The following is a 17820-nucleotide window of genomic DNA, read 5'->3' on the forward strand; positions in this document are numbered from 1 at the left end:
GGCTGCCGGATTAGATGCGACGGTAGGCGGGTATAATGGGAATGAACGATTGGCGTCCTTTAGTTGCTTCAGGCCAATCTTGTTGTCGGCAGGCATAAAAATCCGCGCCGTTCAAACTTGTTGAGAACCTGCATAAATGTCCGCACAGGTCAACACTGTTTCTCTGGACCCACACGGTTGCTGTCGGGTATGATACTCATATTGGACTGTTAACGGGTTCGGGGGTGTCGATTCTGAGTCAATACGGAAATATCAAACAGGGAGAAAAGGGTGCCTGGGTCAGCATCGGCGCTTATTTGGCGTTATCCGCCGTCAAGCTGGCCGCCGGATACGTGTTCGCATCGAGCGCGCTTGTTGCCGACGGCTTCAATAATTTGACCGATATCGTCGCTTCCGCCGCCGTGCTGATCGGACTCCGGATATCGCAGAAGCCTCCGGACAATGACCATCCCTACGGCCACTTTCGGGCGGAGACGGTCGCGGCGCTGATCGCTTCCTTCATCATGGCGACAGTCGGCATCCAGGTGCTGATTACAGCGGGCCGTACGCTGTTCGCCCCGACCGAAGAGATTCCGGATCTCATGTCGGCCTGGGTAGCGCTGGCTGCTGCGATCGTCATGGGCGCCGTCTACTTGTACAACCGGAATTTGGCCAGGCGGATCAACAACCAGGCGTTGATGGCCGCCGCCAAGGACAACTTGTCCGACGCGCTCGTCAGCATCGGCGCGGTGGTCGGCATCGTGGGCGCGCAGCTCGGATTGCCTTGGCTCGATCCGGTCGCCGCTTTGGCGGTAGGACTCATGATCTGCAAAACGGCGTGGGATATTTTCTACAGCTCGACGCATGCGCTGACCGACGGCTTCGACGAGAACGAGCTGTCGGTGCTGCGCGCGACGATCGAGCGAACGAAAGGCGTCAAATCGATCAAAGATATAAAAGCGAGAGTGCACGGCAGCAACGTGCTGCTCGATGTGATCGTCCAGGTCGATCCGAAGCTATCGCTTGTGGAAAGCCACAATATCAGCGAAGAAATCGAAAGGCGTTTGGAACGAAAGCATAACATTATGAGCATTCATGTTCATGTCGAGCCGTACGTGCCGGAAACCTCTCCATGAAATACGGCGAACGGCCTGTATTTTTGGCTTAACCAGTCCTTGACGGGACTGGTTTTTTTGTTGCCGAACCGATGCGGATACTTACAAAAAATAAAATTGTGTTGGCTAAATCAATAAACAAACAGATAATATGATTATAAATAATGTAAACAAATTTGGAGATGTTGAAAATGGAAATGGAGCAGCTTTCGATTGACGAACTAAAGAGGGGCTACCGTTTCGATGCGGAATCCCGGTACTATATTTGCAATTTCTGCCGAAAACGGTTTGAAGCAGGCGAGATTTTTCCGATCGAGAACCGGTTTTTCGATGCCGCCCGCGCCATTCAAATTCATGCGGACACCGAGCATGGCGACCGGCTGAAACGGCTGCTTTATGCGGAATCCAAATACAACGCGTTTACGGATAATCAAAAAGAGCTGTTGTTTTTGATTTATTCCGGCTTGTCCGACAAAGAAATCGCGACAAAACTGGGCATCTCCGCCGCCACAGTAAGGCATCAAAGGTTTACGTTTCGCGAAAAAGCGAAGCAAGCCAAAATGTACCTGGCGATTTACGAACAGGTCATGGAGAAAAAGTCTCCCGACGAAGAGGCGATTTTGCCCGTTCACAGCCATGCCACGATGGTGGACGAGCGCTATATCATAACCGAAAAGGAAAAAGAGCGAATTCTCAAAACGGTATTTGAGAGTCTGTCGCCGCTGAAGTTAAAGTCGTTTCCGCCGAAAGAGAAGAAGAAGCTTGTCATCCTGGCGAAAATCGCGGAACTGTTCGAGTACGGAAGAACATACTCCGAGAAGGAGATCAATGAAATTATAGGCGGGGTCTATGACGATTTCGCTGTCATCAGACGGTATTTGGTTGACTACGGATTTATGGCCAGAACGGCGGACGGCAAACAATATTGGCTGAAGTAAACGGAAGTCTTGTGATGACATGAAACCGGCATTTGCAGCACGAACAGGAGAAAGGAGCAGGAACGATGGACAAGAACAAGCGCAGAGAGCTGCTGGAGGAATACAAGCGAATCAAAACATATATGGGCGTCGTCCGGATCGAGAACAAAGTGAACGGGAAAGTGTTTATCGCCGGCTACCCCAATCTGAAAAACAAATGGCTGACCATACAGGCCCAACTGGAGATGGGAAGGTTCCCCAACGCCGAGCTGCAGAAAGATTGGAATGAGCTGGGGCCCGATGCGTTCACTTACGAGGTGCTGGAGCAGAAAGAAGCGGACGAAGTCGCCGATATGCGCTGGGAGCTGAAGCAAATCTTGAAGCCGTGGCTGGAAAAGCTGCAGCCTTACGGGGACAGGGGCTACAACAAGCCGTTAAGGCCATAACCCGCACTTTCGGAGGCCGCCTGATTGCGGCCTGTTTTCTATTCGGTCTCCCGGCGGTTCGCAATGTTTATTCGGTTTTATTCGGCTATGCAATAACGTGCAAAGGTTCTTGTCATGGGCCGATGACAAGAACCTTTTCCCTTTACGTCGAATGCGTTACTTTGCTTTGAAATGGACGATTCGGCCAGCAGAGGGCAGTGGAAAATCAGTTATAGGGTATACCTGGATATTCCACCCGTTGATAAAGCCCCTTAATAAACGTGTAAAGACGTACGTAGTCTACCAAATTAGATTTCATAAGCACATCGAGCCGTTGATTGGGAAATTGATAGACCAGGTACGATTCTGTCATAAATCCGCAATGAGCCGCAAGTCCGAGGTTCCAATAATCCAAGTGGTGGTTGTCGCTGTAAATCAAGCCCTTTCCCCATATCATCTGCATTCCGGTGTGGTACGTTGCAGAAAAAAGGGAAGAGTATTGTATCCATTTGTAATCGTAACTGGTATTTCCTGTATAGTTTGTATTTACCGCAGTCACATCAAAACCCATTTTTTTCCAATTCATCACTCCGAAAGAACCGTAGTTCGGCAGCCACATGCTTAGACACCCTTTTTTATGGATCCATTCGTTGACTCTGGCTGCAAGCGGTTCATCGTTGGCATCGATTGCCTCCCTTTGCCAAAGAAAACCCCGAAAATCAAGATTTTGATGAAGATGGGCATTTTTATTCCAGCGGACCAAAAATTGATCGATCCACCATTTCACAGCTTCCAGACGATCGTCTTCCAGGAGGAAATTAAGGACGCGGCCGCCCACCGTTCCAAAGCTTTTCTGAAAGGGATGCGGGTACGGAATAGAAACCCATACATCCCGTTTCTCGTTGCCTGCCACATCAGCCAAAGCGTTCAAGTTCAAATTCGGCAGGAATAGAGCATCCGCCCATAAGAGCCAATCTGTAATATCAGAGGGATCCCCAAAACCGACGAATAAAGGATATATGAAATGCTTTTCCCGGGCACGGATCCCATTGAATATAAAACCTTTGAACATATTATCTATAATCTGATTGTTTACAACGTATTTGGCATAAGGCAATAACTGATCTTTGGTCCAATACTGATTGGCATCACCCAGTAGCCCCCCACAAGGAATCATGCAAATATGATTGCGGAGTCCGTAAGCTTGGGGAGATAAGAAGCCTTTGGCAGAAGTTGGAATCAACCTTTTCACTCCCGGTTAGTTTAGTAGTATCGACATTCATTTTACATATATATGCATGACGAAGCGTTACGACCTACGGCATACAACCAATTAACATGAGAGTACAATCATTCGTTCCTGTGGCCGAATATACGGTAATATTGTGGTTTGTCTGCATATTCACCAGAGGGGGTTCGTTATGAAAATTCTTCATGTTCCTACTGAAATAGCGGGCCAAATGCAAACGCTGGTCAGCGGATTGCGGGAATCGGGCCATACGGTAAATGGATACAACTGGTTTCACACCTATTTAAAATACGGCGGGGGAATCATCAACACAGATGCTTACGAATTAAAAAATGTCATGGAAGCCTTGATCCGTTATGCAGATCTTATTCATTTTCATAACGGAAACAGCTTCCTGATTCACAACACCGATCTGCCGATATTACATCAAATAGGGAAAAAAATGGTGATGCATCACTGGGGGAACGATGTGCGATCCCGCTCCGGCGCATTGTTACGCAATCCGTATCCTATTCCGCCCAGCTATTTAACTGACGAAAGCATTCACAAGCGGCTTTTGCACTTATCCTGTTATATCCAGCATAGCATAGTCCAAGATTATGAGCTTTACCCTTACGTAAGCGATTATTACCGGCATGTCCATGTGCTTCCGCTCGCCTGCCGGGTTACCGACATTCCTTGTTCATATCCATCGCCCACTAACCGTAATCCGGTTATTATTCACGCGCCGACGAATCGCCTGTTTAAGGGTTCGGAATATATTGAAAAAGCGATTAAAGATTTGATAGGTGTTCAACCATTTCATTATAAGGCCATTGAGAAGATGAACCACCAGGAGGCTATGAGGATGTATGCGGCTTCCGACATTATCGTCGATCAAATTTTATGCGGCACTTACGGAATGTTGAGTGTAGAAGCGATGGCGATGGGAAAGGTAGTCGTCGCTTTCATAAGGGATGACGTCAAAGTTAAATTTCCTAAAGAACTTCCGATCGTCATTGCTAATCCAGATACAATCCGTGATGTGTTGGGCCGGCTGATTAAAGACCCGGAGCTCAGGCATCGGATTGGGATAGAGAGCCGCAAATACGCGGAATCATTACACGACGTAAAAGTAGTCATTCCAAAGCTTCTGAACATTTACAAACAGATTGAAAGGACTGAGGTCTAGTATGCTGCCGACCATGAAAGTCATTCATGCGCCTCTTGAGATAGCGGGGCAAGTGGGCTTGATTTGCGAGTTTCTGCGTAAACTGGGGATTCACTCCGTCGGCTATAACTATTATCAGACGTATCTGGATTACCGGAAGATTATCAATACCGACTCCTTTGAGCTCGCCAAAATATTGGACGCCGCAATTCAAGAATATGATTTGTTTCATTTCCATAACAGCTATACTTTTTTGGAGGACCGTCGGGATATCGAGATGATTACGGACGCCGGAAAGAATATCATCATACACCACCGCGGCAATGACGTGCGGTCGCGCGCTTTGGCGTTCAAGGGGAAGGGGTACGTCAATCCGTATGTCAACGCGGAGTGTTCTCTTCCCGACGATGAGATTGACCGCAATTTGCGCTATTTTGCAAAGCATGCATCGGCTGCCATTGTCCAGGACTACGAGCTGTACGGATATGTTATTGACTATTATGCGAAAGAGGGAAAACCCGTCTATGTATTGCCAAGACTAATCGACGTAAGCGCCGTTCAGCCAGCGTTCAAGGGGTCGTCCCATGAACCGCCGCTAGTCGTACATGCGCCGACTCAACGCGATTTCAAAGGAACAGCTTGGATTGAGGAAGCCGTGTCCCGGCTGCGGAAGGAAATGCCGATTCGTTTTCGGCTTGTCGAGGGAATGAGTCATGCCGAGGCGCTTCAATTATATCGCGAAGCGGATATTGTCATCGATCAAGTGCTATGCGGCGCCTACGGCAATCTTAGTGTAGAGGCGATGGCACTGGGCAAACCGGTTATTTGTTATATTCGGGAGGACTTGGTTAGCCGATACCCGCTGGATTTGCCGGTCGTTTCAGCGAATCCCGACAATTTGTATGACATGTTGAAAATGTTGGTTAAGGATAAGGAAATGCGCGAGGTGAGGGCAAGGTTGGGTCGTGCATACGTCGAGCGCCATCATTCGGCTTCCGTCGTCATTCAATCGTTGGTCAAGATCTATGAAGGGGTTTGGCGAAATGGGGGGAAGTGAATGCAACTTGAATATGCACAAGTAAAGAAAATAATCATGTTGGATACGATGAGCTGCTTCAGAAGACAGCGAAGTTTCCGATGGCTGGCGGAGGAATTTGAGCCATTAATGCTTTACAGCCGCGAAGACGGAAGGCGTTGCCCTTTCTTTACAGAGTTTTTGCTTGCTCCACAGCAATCTTCCCGCGGCCGCTTTTATTGCGGCCTGTATGCAGGATATGACCATGCGCGAAAGGAGGACTGGTCGGAATGGGTGGATTGGTTATTTATGAAAGAGCAAGGGGTCCATGCTCTTGCAACAGTTGCGGACCTCAACGGAATTCAAGAGATTGGCGTATGGCTCATGTTACCTTATCCGCCGCCAGGTGACTATATCTACGAACAAGGCAAGCGGCCCCGGCGCTTCAACATTCAGCTGCAGCGTTTATTGGCTCTTCACGATGCGATTGAAACGGTGATCGAACGATGGAGCCGTTTTTACGCAAGGACGCCTGTTCGCCTCCGGGGGTTTGTTTGGGGGCGGCAAGGCATACCGGAAGCCGATGTCGAGGTTGTTGAGATGTGCAATGAATGGATTGCCTCGCTCGGGCTGGAAAGGCTATGGATGGCTAATTACAGATCTAACCGGGTTATCGAGTGGAGGGAGCTTCATTTCTCAGCAATCGCATTGTTTGCGAATTATACGGGGCGCTCCGAATACGGGAAGGATTGGCTGTACAATACCGGAAAGTTTGCTGCGCTAAATGGAATGGGAATTCAAGTGGTAAATGGCCGGGGGGTAATCTATGACCCGAATCACGCCGACTTGTATTTGGAGATGGTAAAAAAATATTTCAAGCAGGGAGGAAGAGGCCCGCTCGTTTACACGTTTCCGAATACAACGCCCCTTGATGTGCTTATAGAGGACCCGACAGCTTATCATCGGATATACGATTCGGTGACAATGACGATTCCAGAGTAAAGAGGTGATATATTGTGAAAATATTACATTTACCTCTGGAGGTTGGAGGTCAGATTGCAGAACTTTGTCTGCAGCTTCGGGCGCTGGGACATCAGGCTGTCGGATATAATTGGCGTCATAATTATTTGAAATATGACAATACTCTCCTCCATTCGGACGCTTACGAGATGCTCAACACGCTGGAGACGGCGATCACTTATTTTGATATTTTTCATTATCATACCGGCTACACGCTTTTTAAGGATAAGACCGACATTGAACGTGTGATTCATGCAGGCAAGAAGGCCGTCATGCATCATAGAGGGAACGATGTCCGCATTCCGAGCCGGGCCGTAAAGGGGCAACATTACTTTAACCCCTACGTTTATACAGGGGATTCTCTTCCTGAGCAACAAATTTTGTCTAATCTTTCCTATTTCTCCAAGCATCTGAATACAGCAATTGTGCAAGACTATGAACTGTACGATTATGTGGCTGATTATTACAGGAATGTACACATTTTGCCGCGTCCTATTAATATTGAACGAATCAGGCCCCAGGAAATGACCGCATCCCGTGACCTCCCAATCGTTGTTCACGCACCGACGAGCCGTGCATTCAAAGGAACGGAAGATATTATCCGCATTACGGAAAAGCTTCGCCAGGAGATTCCATTTCATTTCATTTTATTAGAGAAGGTCCCCAGGGAAACAACGTTGTCATGTATGAGGGAGGCCGATATCATCGTTGATCAGATCAACTGCGGAATGTACGGCAATGTCAGTGTGGAGGGAATGGCACTTGGCAAGACCGTAGTTTGCTACTTGCGTCCGGACATCAAAGCGCGTCTTCCCAAGGAAATTCCGATCGTTTCGGCGAATAGGGACACCCTTTATGATGAATTAAAGCGGCTCCTTTTGGATGAAGACCTTAGAAGGCGGTTGGGCAAGCAAGGAAGATTGTATGCGGAAGCCTGGCATGACGCCAAGGTTGTCGCCAAGCAGTTGATTTCGATTTATGAAACTCTTTAGCTTGTTTTACAGAGAGAGGTATGAGCATGAATATTTTACACTTGCCCATTGAAATTGCCGGTCAGATCGGGGCCATTTGCAGTTCACTTCAACAAAGAGGGTATTTTGCAAGAGGATTTAATTTTTTTTCAACCTATCTCGGATATAAGGAGCACCTTCTTAATACGGATGTATTTGAGATGGGACGAATGTTCGAGGAAGCGACCCAATGGTTTGATCTGTTTCACTACCATTACGGTTTGTCCCTTTATCCGAAATTCAAGGACTTGGAGCTGCTTAAGCAGCTTGGCAAGCCGGTCGTCATGCATCATTGGGGCAATGACGTCCGGATGAACAGCATCGCCAGGCTGCACAATCCATATGTCTATACCGGTGATTCCCCTCCGGAGGAAACGGTTCGGCGTACACTAACCACACTCGGGCACTATATCAGCGACGTGATTGTGCAGGACTACGAAGTGCTTCCATACGTTGAACCGTATTACCGCCGGGTTCATGTAATTCCGCTGGCGATCGAATTGAACCGGTTTACACCGGCCTATCCGTCTCTTGCGGAGAAGAATCCGCTGGTCGTGCATGCGCCTACGAATCAAGCTTTTAAAGGAACTTTCCATATCGAGAAAGCCATCGAGGCACTGCGCAAGGAGATGCCGTTTAGGTACAATCGCATTGAGAAAATGTCCCATGAGGAAGCGGTTCGCATGTATCGTCAGGCCGATATTGTGATCGATCAAATTTTGTGCGGGTCCTACGGGCTGCTGAGCGTGGAAGCGATGGCGTTCGGGAAACCGGTGATCGCTTATATAAGGCCGGATTTACTGCCGAAATATGTCGGTCTTCCCATCAGCATAGCGAATCCGGATACCATCTATGACGTGCTTAAGGACTTGCTATTGTCGCCGGAAAAACGGCTGCAAGCGGGTTTGGCCGGCAGAAGTTATGTCGAGAGGCAGCACGAGAGCGGGAAGGTTGCAGAGCAAATTCTTAAAGTGTATCAATTAGCAAGGACGAATACGGGATAAATGAAATTTATATTCAGAATTGTGTATTAGCCGCCTCGAAGTGAAGACTGTTCTAATAGAATGGTTAGAAAAATAGGGGGTGGTGGCCGGATGAAGCATTTGGTGAAAAACAGCCGCTCTGAAATGAATCCGCAGTTAGCGACACCTGTCGAAAACTCTAAAAATCCCAAAGTGTCAGTCATTATCCCAGTTTATAATGAATCTCGCACCATCGCTAGGATCATTATGGAAGCCCGAGATGTCCACCCTCAAACAGAAGTCATTGTCGTTGACAACGGATCAACCGACGGTTCCGCAGAAATTGCCGAACAAATGGGGGCCAAAGTAATCCGCTACCCGTCTCCGCTAGGCTACGATGTCGGACGGTGCATAGGAGCAAAGGCGGCAAAGGGAGACATGATGTTATTCATCGATGGAGATTTTGTCATTAACTCCGGGCAGCTTGTTCCATTTATTCAAGCGTTGGAACGTGGAGTGGACGTAGCCTTAAACAAGTATGAGGGACCAGACCGTCTCGGACGCGTCCGTTTATCCAAGAGGGTTTTGAACGAATTATTGTCGTCCCCTCATTTAGGCGCCGCTTCGATGGCGACGGTCCCGCACGCGCTAAGCCAAAAGGCTTTGAAGGTCATCGCCTGTGAGCAGCTGATGGTGCCGCCAAAAGCACAGGCGATTGCCGTATTGAGCGGCCTTGTTGTCGAACCGGTCAGTTTTGTCGATGTAGGTGCGCTAAATCCAAGAAGAAAGTCTCCAGATTCGGTCGAGGACCTTATTGTAGGGGATCACCTTGAAGCTATCCATTGGATCCTTACTCGAGGTGATTCCCGGGCGAATTATCCCGATTTCGGAAGGAAACGTGAGAAGGTGAGAGACTGAGATGAAAATGAACTCACGAGTTAAGGGCAATCGTGCTAAAGACAATATCCGTGCCGTCCGCAAATCGGAAAATCGCCGCGTGCGAAAAGGGAAAATAAGTAAGGTCAAAGACCTATATGATACTGGTTTGCGCTCCGTGGGGTGGTTTTGGCCCAAAACGGCTCACTGTGAACCTCCGGAAGAAATTCAATGGACCCGCTATTTAAATGCCAGCTGGGCGAAGTGGTTTAAAGAACAAGGATTCAAGAATATAACGGATATCAACTATCCGCACAGTTGCAGACAGTTTATTCGCGGCTTTTGCGAAGCGGTAAATATCAACATTACCTGTGACTTGTTGCTGCCAACCGCGAAATCCGTAGCATGCATCATTACGGCAATGAACGAAAGCGAAACGCTAAAAGCTCAACTTGGCGAGCTGACGCGCCTTCCGTTTGAAGAGATCATCGTCGTACTTAACGGGTCTACAGATAACAGCCATGAAGTAGTTCGTCATTATCCAAATCGCATTACAGTCGTTTATTTCGATGCGGCACTTGGCTACGATGTGGGAAGAGCGGTCGGAGCGAAGGTTTCCAACTCGGAAATATTGCTTTTTTTGGATGGGGATATGTCGATTGGCGTCGATCTCCTCCTGCCGTTCATTTATGAAATGGAGAAGGGAGCGGACGTTGTTCTGAATCCGATCTCTTCGCTTCTGCCGAAAAGCGGTAGAATAGACTCCGTATCCGTCGCCAAGCAATTTTTGAATGTTTGCCTGGGAAGGAAGGATCTGCTTTCCGATTCATTAACCGCTATACCTCATGCACTATCCCGCAATGCCGTTAAGAAGATCGGTTACGGCGTATTGGCGGTTCCTCCTGTAGCCCACGCGAGGGCCGTTCGGCTCGGTCTGTCCATACTCAAATCGCCTGAAACAGTGGACGTCATCACAAGCAACCGGATTCGTAGAGGGAACACTGGCTTGGGAAATCGGGTGGAGAGGCTCATTTTAGGCGATCATTTGGAAGCCCTGCATGAATTGATGAAAGATTCGGGTCCCCGGTTGTGGTTCAAGGACAACGTACGCCAACGGGACTTTGAAAATAAGGGGGAAGCGAAAGATGATCAATACGAACGTGATCATCCCGACTTATAATGCAGTCGAGCTTCTTAAAGAGTGTGTGAACTCGATCAGCAAACATACAGATGAGGAATATGAAATCATCGTGGTCGACAACGGATCCGATGACGGAACATATGAATATTGCTGCAAGGAACGGATCACGATGATTTCCTTGCCTTGGCAGCAAACTTTTATTACGGCTTGCAATAACGGACTGAAGCTGTCGTCGGGAGAGAACCTGGTGATTATTGACGGAAAAAACAATTGTGAAGCCCCATTGGCTTACCGATATGCTTGAAGATGTGTATCTAGCGGACCAGATCGGCATTGCCCGCCCGACGTCTACTGCATATGTCAATGAGTCGGGGTTGAACAAGTGGCAGCGTATTGAGCAGATTTCCAACGAATGCATCCTTATGAAACGCGAATTGATAGTCAAAATCGGTTACTTTCAGAAGCCTCAAACACCTGGATCAGGTATATTTGACGATTATTGCGAGCGGGCGCGTCAAGCGGGCTATCGTTGGGTGAAGGCCGGTAAAGTGGATATCAACCGGAACGGGGGGCGACAAAGCTGACGTCATGAAAATATTTTTTTTGAATCATCTCTCTTGCTACATCAATAGTTTGGCTGACGCACTATCCCAAATCGGACACAAGATCTACTACCAAACCTCGTGGAACATGAAAGAGATCGAAGCTGGAATTGCGCATTTTCGCCCGGAAATGCTGATTACGGTCGGAATCGACAAACCGATGTTCGATCCCTCCCTTGATGTTCTGCCGGAGTTGTGCGAAAAGTACTCGTTATACCACATTTATTGGGCCACGGAAGATAAAATTCATTTTGAAGGTATTTCGCTGCCGTATGTTCGCCGTGTGAAACCGGATATGGTCTTGACGATCCATCCGGATTGCGTGAAGAACTACCGCAGCATGGGAATCGAATCGGAGTACTTGAACTTTGCGTTTAATCCGCGATTGTTTCCTCCAAAAACAATGAAAACGGAGGAAATATACGAGATTGCCTTCGTCGGGACAACGCATTTGGAAACGAAAACGTACCGATACGACAGCCTGAAGCAATTGTTATTTCCATTGCTTCAAATGGATGTGAGGGTCGACGTTTGGGGTCACAACTGGATGGAGAGCAAGGATTTCCTGGAAAAGGAGTTCAACGCATCCATCACTCCATCCGCTGCACACGGGTTTTTGCCTTACAAGCATACGGTAGCCGTTTATCATCAAAGCAAAATTATGCTGGGCATTCAAAATGCCCGGGATCAGGTCACCCAGCGAACCTTCGAAATTTTAGGTTCCGGCTCACTGATGCTTGCCAGCCGTACGGAAGAATTGGAAAGACTCTTTGAACACGAGGAAGAAATCATTTTATCCTCCTCGCCCGAAGAAACGATAGAGTACGCCCGGTATTATTTAAAGCACCCAGAGGAACGGATGCGTATAGGACTCAAGGCAAGGAAGAAGATCTTGGCGGAGCATACATTTGAAAGACATTTAAATCGAATTTGGCCATTCATATACGAGAGCTTTAGGGGGAAAAGGAGAGAAACACATGATAGAATTAGTTCCTTTGGTGCGTCAATTTCGATCAATAAAGCATGAGATCTTGAACTCCGTTGCCGAGACGATTGATTCGGGGAAATTCGTGCTTGGTCCCAATGTTCAAATGCTGGAAAAAGAAGTCGCCGATTATTTGCAAGTTGCCGAGACCATCGGCGTTGCCAACGGCACGGATGCGCTGGTTCTGACATTAGAAGCCTACAACATCGGGCCTGGTGACGAGGTCATCACAACGCCGTTTACATTCTTTGCCACCGCCGAGGCGGTGTCCAGGGTCGGAGCCACCCCCGTTTTTGCCGATGTGGATCCGGAAACGTATTGCATCGACCCGGCAAGCATTGAAGAAAAGCTAACGCCGGCAACCAAAGCCATCATTCCCGTTCATCTGTTCGGACAGCCTGCGGACATGGATGAAATTATGGACATTGCCGGCAAATACGGGTTGGTCGTGATTGAGGATGCCTGCCAAGCGTTCGGGGCCGAATATAAAGGAATGCGGGTGGGCAGTATCGGCCATGCGGCGTGTTTTTCGTTTTTTCCGACAAAAAACGTAAGCACGATCGGTGACGGCGGCCTCATTGCGACCTCCGACAAGCATCTCGCGGAGCGAATTCGCCGGCTGCGCCAGCATGGCAGCACTCGAAAATATTATCATGACGAGATCGGCTACAACAGCCGTTTGGATGAGATTCACGCGGCGATCTTGCGGACCGGTTTGCGGAAGATCGATGAGTGGAACCGGGTGCGGAGGCGCTTGGCGGACCGTTACCGCGAAGCATTAAAGCCTTTGAATACTTTGCGGGCGGATCCTGCAAAAGAGGACAGAACGCATATTTACCATCTTTTCTGCATTAAGACCCAGCGGAGAGATCGGGTGCAGGAGGCGTTGGCACAGCGCAACATTCACAGCGGGGTCTATTATCCTTGTCCGCTCCACCTGCAGAAAGCCTATGCGCATTTGGGTTATAGGCCGGGTTCGCTGCCTGTTGCGGAACGCCTGTCCGAAGAGCTGCTCGCTATACCCATGAGCCCGTTTCTTTATGAGAGTGAACAGGACCAAGTGATCGAGGCATTGCTCAGCCTTGAAGGGAAGATCAAGTCATGATCGGATTCGGATTAATCGGATGCGGCAGAATCGCTGAACGGCACGTCGCTTCGGTCGCGAAGTGCGATAAGGCGCGGTTAACCGCGCTTTGCGACGTTCAGGAGGAGCGGATGAACTATACGGAACAGAAATACAGGGAACAGACCGCTTCTGAAGAGAAAATCGCAAAATACCGGGACGTTGGCGCATTGCTGCGGGATGACGGAATTCAAGCGGTCATTATTTCCACACCGTCCGCTTTTCATGCCGAGCTTGCGAAACAAGCGATTGCAAGCGGAAAGCACGTCATCCTGGAAAAACCGATGGCGCTCTCCCTATACGATGCGGAAGAAATTGTGCGAATGTCAGAACAGCATCAAGTGATCGTACAGGTGTGCCACCAGTTAAGATACAGGCCTCTTATGAAGCGGATCAAGGAACTGATTCAAACCGGGGCGATGGGGCATGTATTTTTGGGCGTAGCTTCCATGAGGTTGAACCGATCCAAGTCCTATTACGAGGACGCGCCGTGGAGGGGAACCTGGGATCTGGATGGCGGCATGCTGCTGAACCAGGGGATCCATCTGGTCGATTTGTTGCAATGGTTTATGGGGGATTGCGGAGAAGTGTACGCAAGCATGCTTCGAGGAACCTTGCCGAAACAAACCGAGGATGTCGCAGCCGGAATCGTGAAATTCCAAAACCGCTCGATTGGTGTCATCGAAGCCAACACCCTGACCTACCCCAGCAACTTTGATAACAGTATTACATTATTTGGTGAGAAGGGGACAGTCAGCATCGGGGGAATCGGGCTGAATGAAATCCGTAAGTGGTCGTTTGCCGATCCTTCCGCCATGCGTCCCGTTCCAAACGACGATGCGGATGAGCATTTCGAGATGTACCGGCAGTTTATTCGTGCGGTCGAAGGCATACCAGGCTCATCGGTGATTTCTGCCTCTGAAGGGAAGAAGGCTCTCGAGATTATTTTCGCCTTATACCATTCTGTCAAGACGCATCAGGCCGTTAAGATGCCTATCACCGGTTTTTCTACATCGACGATGGCAGAAATGGAGGAGTGGAAGTGAGTTTTCTCTTTGACAAAGTGCTTGTGACGGGAGGGGCCGGTTTTATCGGATCCCAGCTTTTGCGGCGGATTCTGCCCTTATCCCGAAGCGTGATTGTAATCGATGATTGTTCGACCGGCAGGCGAGAGAATGTTCCCTGCTCGGAACGGTTGACATTTATCGAAGAGTCGTTTGTCAATGAATCGCTGCTGGACGAGGTTCTCCCGGGGACCACCCACATTTATCATGTGGCATGCAGAAATTTGGTCATGTCCGCTCAAAATACGGATGTTGATTTTCATGTGAATTTATACGGCGGCTACTTGCTGTTGAAAAAAGCAAAAGAAAGATGTCCGAAGCTCGAACGATTTGTATATACCTCGACAGCCTCTGTCTACGGAAACGCCGATGTGCTCCCGACTCCGGAATCCAGTTACGAGACGACTATACCCTACGCGGCAAGCAAATTTTCAATGGAACATTATTGCCAAGTCTACCAACGGATGTATCAATTGCCTATCGCCGTACTGCGCTTATCCAATGTGTACGGTCCCGGGCAATCCACCAGCAATCCCTATTGCGGAGTTGTGGCCAAATTTTTTGAGTCTGCCGCCGCCGGGCTTCCTTTCCAAATTTACAGCGACGGCACACAAACGCGGGATTACACCTACATTGAGGATGCCGTTGAAGCGTTGCTTACGGCCGGAACCCATTCGGCTGCGGTCGGAAACGTGTTTAATATTGGAACGGCCGTTGAAACGAGCGTCAATCGGCTTGCGGAAATGATCGCCGAGATCTGCGGTATTACTTCTCCGGTCGTAAACTATCAACCGAAGCGGCCTGTTGACGTTGTCTACCGAAGGTGTTTGGATGCCGGGCTGTCGTATCGGATGCTGGGGTGGAAGGCGCAGACCGAATTAGCACAAGGTCTTCTCAAGACGTATCAGTGGCTGGGAGGGGAGCGGGAATGAAGGTCTTCCACGGTATTATCGAGATCGCCGGACAGATGGGCATTATGTGCGGCGAGCTGAAGCGGAGAGGACACTTGGCCACAGGCTACAACATTTTTCACTCTTACTTGGGTTACAGGGACAATCTCATCAATACCAATCTCGATGAAATCAAGAATACCTCCAAGCACATTATCAATTTTTTCGATGTATTCCACTTCCATTATGCCAGCAGCCTGATTCCCGGATACAAGGATCTTGAGTTGATCAAAAGCAAGGGCAAAAAAATGATCATGCACCATTGGGGGAACGATGTTCGTTTTCACGAGCAGGCAAGGGAAAATAATCCGTATGTTTACACGGGGGACTCTCCCGCAAACGAGGTCATGCATGATCGCTTGGTTCAAATCAGCCGATATGTGGATGAGGCGATCGTGCAAGATTACGAGGTCTACCCTTACGTGGAGCGATATTACAAGAAGGTTCACGTGGTGCCGATCGCTATTGACCTTGAACCGTTCACTCCCGTATTCCCGAAGAAGGATGTAAGGCGGCCGTTGATCCTTCACGCACCGACTAACCCTGATTTTAAGGGGACTTTGGTGATTGAGGCGGCCATCAAACAATTGGAGAAATCGTACGACTTTCAATATCTTCGCATCGAAAAAATGAATCACGAAGAAGCAGTCAAGCTCTTTAGCGAAGCGGATATCATTGTTGACCAAATCCGCTGCGGATCCCACGGCTTGTTCAGTGTAGAAGCGATGGCTTGTGGGAAGCCGGTGATTGCCTATATTAGGGACGATTTGGCGCTCAAGTTCCCGCCGGAGTTACCGATTGTGAACGCAAATCCGGACAACGTGGCAGATCGAATCAAATTTTTGCTTGAAAATCCGGAAACCCGGAGTGAACTGGGCATGAGAGGAAGGGCATACGCAGAGAAATATCACGACAAGAAGGTTGTAGTGGATACGCTGGAGCGAATCTATGAACAGCTGCCCAGCTGATGACCCGAGAGAAGGAGGGAACAGCGTTGAATTCGATAGTGAAAACTTCGTTATTTATTCCCAACCGTTTTTTTGTTGATGGAAAGGAAATGTACGTTTCATTTAACATCGCGGTGATTCCAGAGGATATGGCGTTGATCTCCATGACACTATATGTACCTCTTCCCGTCGGGAACCTGGAAGCTCAACTTTATCTTCACGAAATTACTACAGGATGGGATGAGCAACATATTCAAAGTGTTCGTCCCACACTCTCGGAAATGATCAATAGAAGGCAAATTTCGCCGGGTACGAGGGAAGAAAGCTTTCACTTGGAGCATCTCGCCCATGGCTGGCGCTTCAATAGCTTTGAAAATCACGGGGTTTATGTACGGCTGGAATCCGCAGACCAAATTCAGTTTTCACCGGAAGAACCCCCTTACCTAATTCTGGGGACCGTTTGATGTAAACCCAATTCATCTGTTGTCCGCTAGATACGAATTTATAGGGGGAAGGGAGTAAGGCACAAAACATGGAAGAAGCGTCTGTCATATACGGGAAAAATGTAACCCTGGGCCAGCATGTTAGTTTGGAACCGGGAGTCAGGATCGGAGACAATGTAACGATCGGGAATTTTGTTGTCGTTAAGAGCGGCACTCAGATTGGGGACAATGTTCAGATTGGCGATTTATGCGTGCTTGGAAAGGTTCCATTTCATAATAAAAAGGTGGCGCTAAAACCATCTACTGAACTGAATCCGCTTGTCATCGGAGATCATGTAAAAATCGGCAGCGAGGTTGTTATTTATCGCGGGGTAACATTGGAATATGACGTCCTTGTGGGAGATATGGCCAGTATTCGGGAACGCGTTTCGGTTGGAGAAAGCAGTATTATTGGGCGCAATGTCATTGTTGAACCTAGAACAGTTATCGGAAGACGTGTCACCATTCAAACATCATCTTACATTACCAGCGACATGCTTATTGAAGATCAGGTATTTATCGGACCTTGTTGTTCTACCTCCAACGATAAATACATGGGACTTGGAAACTACAAACATCAAGGACCCGTCATAAAGAAACATGCAAGAATCGGGAATAATGCAACCTTGCTCCCAGGAGTTATCATTGGAGAACATGCTGTCGTAGGTGCAGGGGCCGTCATCACGAAGGATGTTCCTGAAGGGCAAACATTTGTTGGTAATCCGGGTCGACTTTTGGCGCGAGGAGGAAGTTCAATTGAACCTGAATTTCGAAAGTACAGCTCCTTGGAAACGTGAAAAGGGCTCCA

The 17820-nt window shown here is 48.5% G+C and carries 20 protein-coding genes; 19 read left to right on the forward strand and 1 reads right to left on the reverse strand.

From position 1 onward, the window contains the following. The first annotated feature begins 233 nt into the window (after positions 1-233). From ABEV74_RS18700 to ABEV74_RS18710, 3 genes are all read left to right on the forward strand, one after another. Positions 234-1115 carry a cation diffusion facilitator family transporter gene (locus tag ABEV74_RS18700; RefSeq protein WP_062497228.1) on the forward strand — a complete coding sequence of 294 codons (882 nt, stop codon included), beginning with the start codon at positions 234-236 and terminating at the stop codon, positions 1113-1115. A 170-nt stretch (positions 1116-1285) separates the two neighbouring features. Continuing rightward, on the forward strand, positions 1286-2032 hold the full coding sequence (locus ABEV74_RS18705) for a DUF2087 domain-containing protein (RefSeq protein ID WP_430148383.1): 747 nt from the start codon (positions 1286-1288) through the stop codon (positions 2030-2032). Positions 2033-2097: 65 nt separating this feature from the next. After that, the gene (locus ABEV74_RS18710) at positions 2098-2457 is read left to right on the forward strand and encodes a GIY-YIG nuclease family protein (RefSeq protein WP_430148386.1); all 360 of its coding nucleotides are present in this window, start codon (positions 2098-2100) and stop codon (positions 2455-2457) included. Between the two features lie 205 nt (positions 2458-2662). On the opposite strand, the gene ABEV74_RS18715 is transcribed toward ABEV74_RS18710, so the two are convergent. Continuing rightward, a complete protein-coding gene (locus ABEV74_RS18715) occupies positions 2663-3679 on the reverse strand; it encodes a DUF4855 domain-containing protein (RefSeq protein WP_430148389.1) in 1017 nt (338 codons plus the stop codon). Between the two features lie 178 nt (positions 3680-3857). Here ABEV74_RS18715 and ABEV74_RS18720 point away from each other — a divergent pair, with 178 nt between their 5' ends. From ABEV74_RS18720 to ABEV74_RS18795, 16 genes are all read left to right on the forward strand, one after another. Next, complete coding sequence (locus ABEV74_RS18720) at positions 3858-4856, forward strand: glycosyltransferase (RefSeq protein WP_430148392.1); 999 nt, start codon at positions 3858-3860, stop codon at positions 4854-4856. A 1-nt stretch (position 4857) separates the two neighbouring features. Then, positions 4858-5892, forward strand: coding sequence for a glycosyltransferase family protein (locus ABEV74_RS18725; RefSeq protein ID WP_430148395.1), 1035 nt, complete (start codon positions 4858-4860; stop codon positions 5890-5892). Continuing rightward, positions 5893-6852 carry a DUF4855 domain-containing protein gene (locus ABEV74_RS18730; RefSeq protein WP_430148397.1) on the forward strand — a complete coding sequence of 320 codons (960 nt, stop codon included), beginning with the start codon at positions 5893-5895 and terminating at the stop codon, positions 6850-6852. It begins immediately after the preceding gene. Between the two features lie 14 nt (positions 6853-6866). Next, the gene (locus ABEV74_RS18735; protein ID WP_430148399.1) at positions 6867-7862 is read left to right on the forward strand and encodes a glycosyltransferase family protein; all 996 of its coding nucleotides are present in this window, start codon (positions 6867-6869) and stop codon (positions 7860-7862) included. A gap of 179 nt (positions 7863-8041) precedes the next feature. Further along, positions 8042-8884 carry a glycosyltransferase family 4 protein gene (locus ABEV74_RS18740; RefSeq protein WP_201024050.1) on the forward strand — a complete coding sequence of 281 codons (843 nt, stop codon included), beginning with the start codon at positions 8042-8044 and terminating at the stop codon, positions 8882-8884. A 90-nt stretch (positions 8885-8974) separates the two neighbouring features. Next, positions 8975-9760 carry a glycosyltransferase family 2 protein gene (locus ABEV74_RS18745; protein ID WP_430148402.1) on the forward strand — a complete coding sequence of 262 codons (786 nt, stop codon included), beginning with the start codon at positions 8975-8977 and terminating at the stop codon, positions 9758-9760. Position 9761: 1 nt separating this feature from the next. Continuing rightward, positions 9762-10898 (forward strand): glycosyltransferase family 2 protein, encoded by a 1137-nt coding sequence (locus tag ABEV74_RS18750; protein WP_430148405.1) that lies wholly within the window; start codon positions 9762-9764, stop codon positions 10896-10898. Next, complete coding sequence (locus ABEV74_RS18755) at positions 10864-11163, forward strand: glycosyltransferase family 2 protein (RefSeq protein WP_430148407.1); 300 nt, start codon at positions 10864-10866, stop codon at positions 11161-11163. The genes ABEV74_RS18750 and ABEV74_RS18755 overlap by 35 nt, the downstream gene beginning before the upstream one ends. Continuing rightward, entirely contained in the window at positions 11114-11443 is a 330-nt protein-coding gene (locus ABEV74_RS18760; protein WP_430148409.1) for a glycosyltransferase family protein, read from the forward strand. The genes ABEV74_RS18755 and ABEV74_RS18760 overlap by 50 nt, the downstream gene beginning before the upstream one ends. 4 nt (positions 11444-11447) lie before the next feature. Beyond that, on the forward strand, positions 11448-12488 hold the full coding sequence (locus ABEV74_RS18765; protein ID WP_430148411.1) for a CgeB family protein: 1041 nt from the start codon (positions 11448-11450) through the stop codon (positions 12486-12488). Beyond that, the gene (locus ABEV74_RS18770; RefSeq protein ID WP_062495554.1) at positions 12439-13551 is read left to right on the forward strand and encodes a DegT/DnrJ/EryC1/StrS family aminotransferase; all 1113 of its coding nucleotides are present in this window, start codon (positions 12439-12441) and stop codon (positions 13549-13551) included. Before ABEV74_RS18765 ends, ABEV74_RS18770 begins: the two co-directional genes overlap by 50 nt. Continuing rightward, complete coding sequence (locus ABEV74_RS18775; protein WP_430148414.1) at positions 13548-14615, forward strand: Gfo/Idh/MocA family protein; 1068 nt, start codon at positions 13548-13550, stop codon at positions 14613-14615. Before ABEV74_RS18770 ends, ABEV74_RS18775 begins: the two co-directional genes overlap by 4 nt. Continuing rightward, positions 14612-15565: an NAD-dependent epimerase/dehydratase family protein gene (locus tag ABEV74_RS18780; RefSeq protein ID WP_062495550.1), complete on the forward strand. Its 954-nt coding sequence runs from the start codon at positions 14612-14614 to the stop codon at positions 15563-15565. The genes ABEV74_RS18775 and ABEV74_RS18780 overlap by 4 nt, the downstream gene beginning before the upstream one ends. Then, positions 15562-16551 carry a glycosyltransferase family 4 protein gene (locus tag ABEV74_RS18785; protein ID WP_062495548.1) on the forward strand — a complete coding sequence of 330 codons (990 nt, stop codon included), beginning with the start codon at positions 15562-15564 and terminating at the stop codon, positions 16549-16551. Before ABEV74_RS18780 ends, ABEV74_RS18785 begins: the two co-directional genes overlap by 4 nt. 26 nt (positions 16552-16577) lie before the next feature. Continuing rightward, entirely contained in the window at positions 16578-16994 is a 417-nt protein-coding gene (locus ABEV74_RS18790) for a hypothetical protein (RefSeq protein ID WP_213529968.1), read from the forward strand. A 68-nt stretch (positions 16995-17062) separates the two neighbouring features. After that, positions 17063-17809 (forward strand): acyltransferase, encoded by a 747-nt coding sequence (locus tag ABEV74_RS18795; protein WP_430148418.1) that lies wholly within the window; start codon positions 17063-17065, stop codon positions 17807-17809. Positions 17810-17820: the final 11 nt, after the last annotated feature.

This window comes from Paenibacillus cisolokensis (genome assembly GCF_050481165.1).
Lineage (GTDB): Bacteria > Bacillota > Bacilli > Paenibacillales > Paenibacillaceae > Paenibacillus_AH > Paenibacillus_AH cisolokensis.

Excerpts from the sequence above, each read along its gene's own strand:
- ABEV74_RS18740 (WP_201024050.1), top strand. The coding sequence starts at position 8,042 with ATGGGACGAATGTTCGAGGAAGCGACCCAATGGTTTGATCTGTTTCAC.
- ABEV74_RS18750 (WP_430148405.1), top strand. The coding sequence starts at position 9,762 with ATGAAAATGAACTCACGAGTTAAGGGCAATCGTGCTAAAGACAATATC.
- ABEV74_RS18775 (WP_430148414.1), top strand. The coding sequence starts at position 13,548 with ATGATCGGATTCGGATTAATCGGATGCGGCAGAATCGCTGAACGGCAC.
- ABEV74_RS18730 (WP_430148397.1), top strand. The coding sequence starts at position 5,893 with ATGCAACTTGAATATGCACAAGTAAAGAAAATAATCATGTTGGATACG.
- ABEV74_RS18720 (WP_430148392.1), top strand. The coding sequence starts at position 3,858 with ATGAAAATTCTTCATGTTCCTACTGAAATAGCGGGCCAAATGCAAACG.
- ABEV74_RS18755 (WP_430148407.1), top strand. The coding sequence starts at position 10,864 with ATGATCAATACGAACGTGATCATCCCGACTTATAATGCAGTCGAGCTT.
- ABEV74_RS18725 (WP_430148395.1), top strand. The coding sequence starts at position 4,858 with ATGCTGCCGACCATGAAAGTCATTCATGCGCCTCTTGAGATAGCGGGG.
- ABEV74_RS18795 (WP_430148418.1), top strand. The coding sequence starts at position 17,063 with ATGGAAGAAGCGTCTGTCATATACGGGAAAAATGTAACCCTGGGCCAG.
- ABEV74_RS18770 (WP_062495554.1), top strand. The coding sequence starts at position 12,439 with ATGATAGAATTAGTTCCTTTGGTGCGTCAATTTCGATCAATAAAGCAT.
- ABEV74_RS18705 (WP_430148383.1), top strand. The coding sequence starts at position 1,286 with ATGGAAATGGAGCAGCTTTCGATTGACGAACTAAAGAGGGGCTACCGT.
- ABEV74_RS18745 (WP_430148402.1), top strand. The coding sequence starts at position 8,975 with ATGAAGCATTTGGTGAAAAACAGCCGCTCTGAAATGAATCCGCAGTTA.
- ABEV74_RS18710 (WP_430148386.1), top strand. The coding sequence starts at position 2,098 with ATGGACAAGAACAAGCGCAGAGAGCTGCTGGAGGAATACAAGCGAATC.
- ABEV74_RS18785 (WP_062495548.1), top strand. The coding sequence starts at position 15,562 with ATGAAGGTCTTCCACGGTATTATCGAGATCGCCGGACAGATGGGCATT.
- ABEV74_RS18765 (WP_430148411.1), top strand. The coding sequence starts at position 11,448 with ATGAAAATATTTTTTTTGAATCATCTCTCTTGCTACATCAATAGTTTG.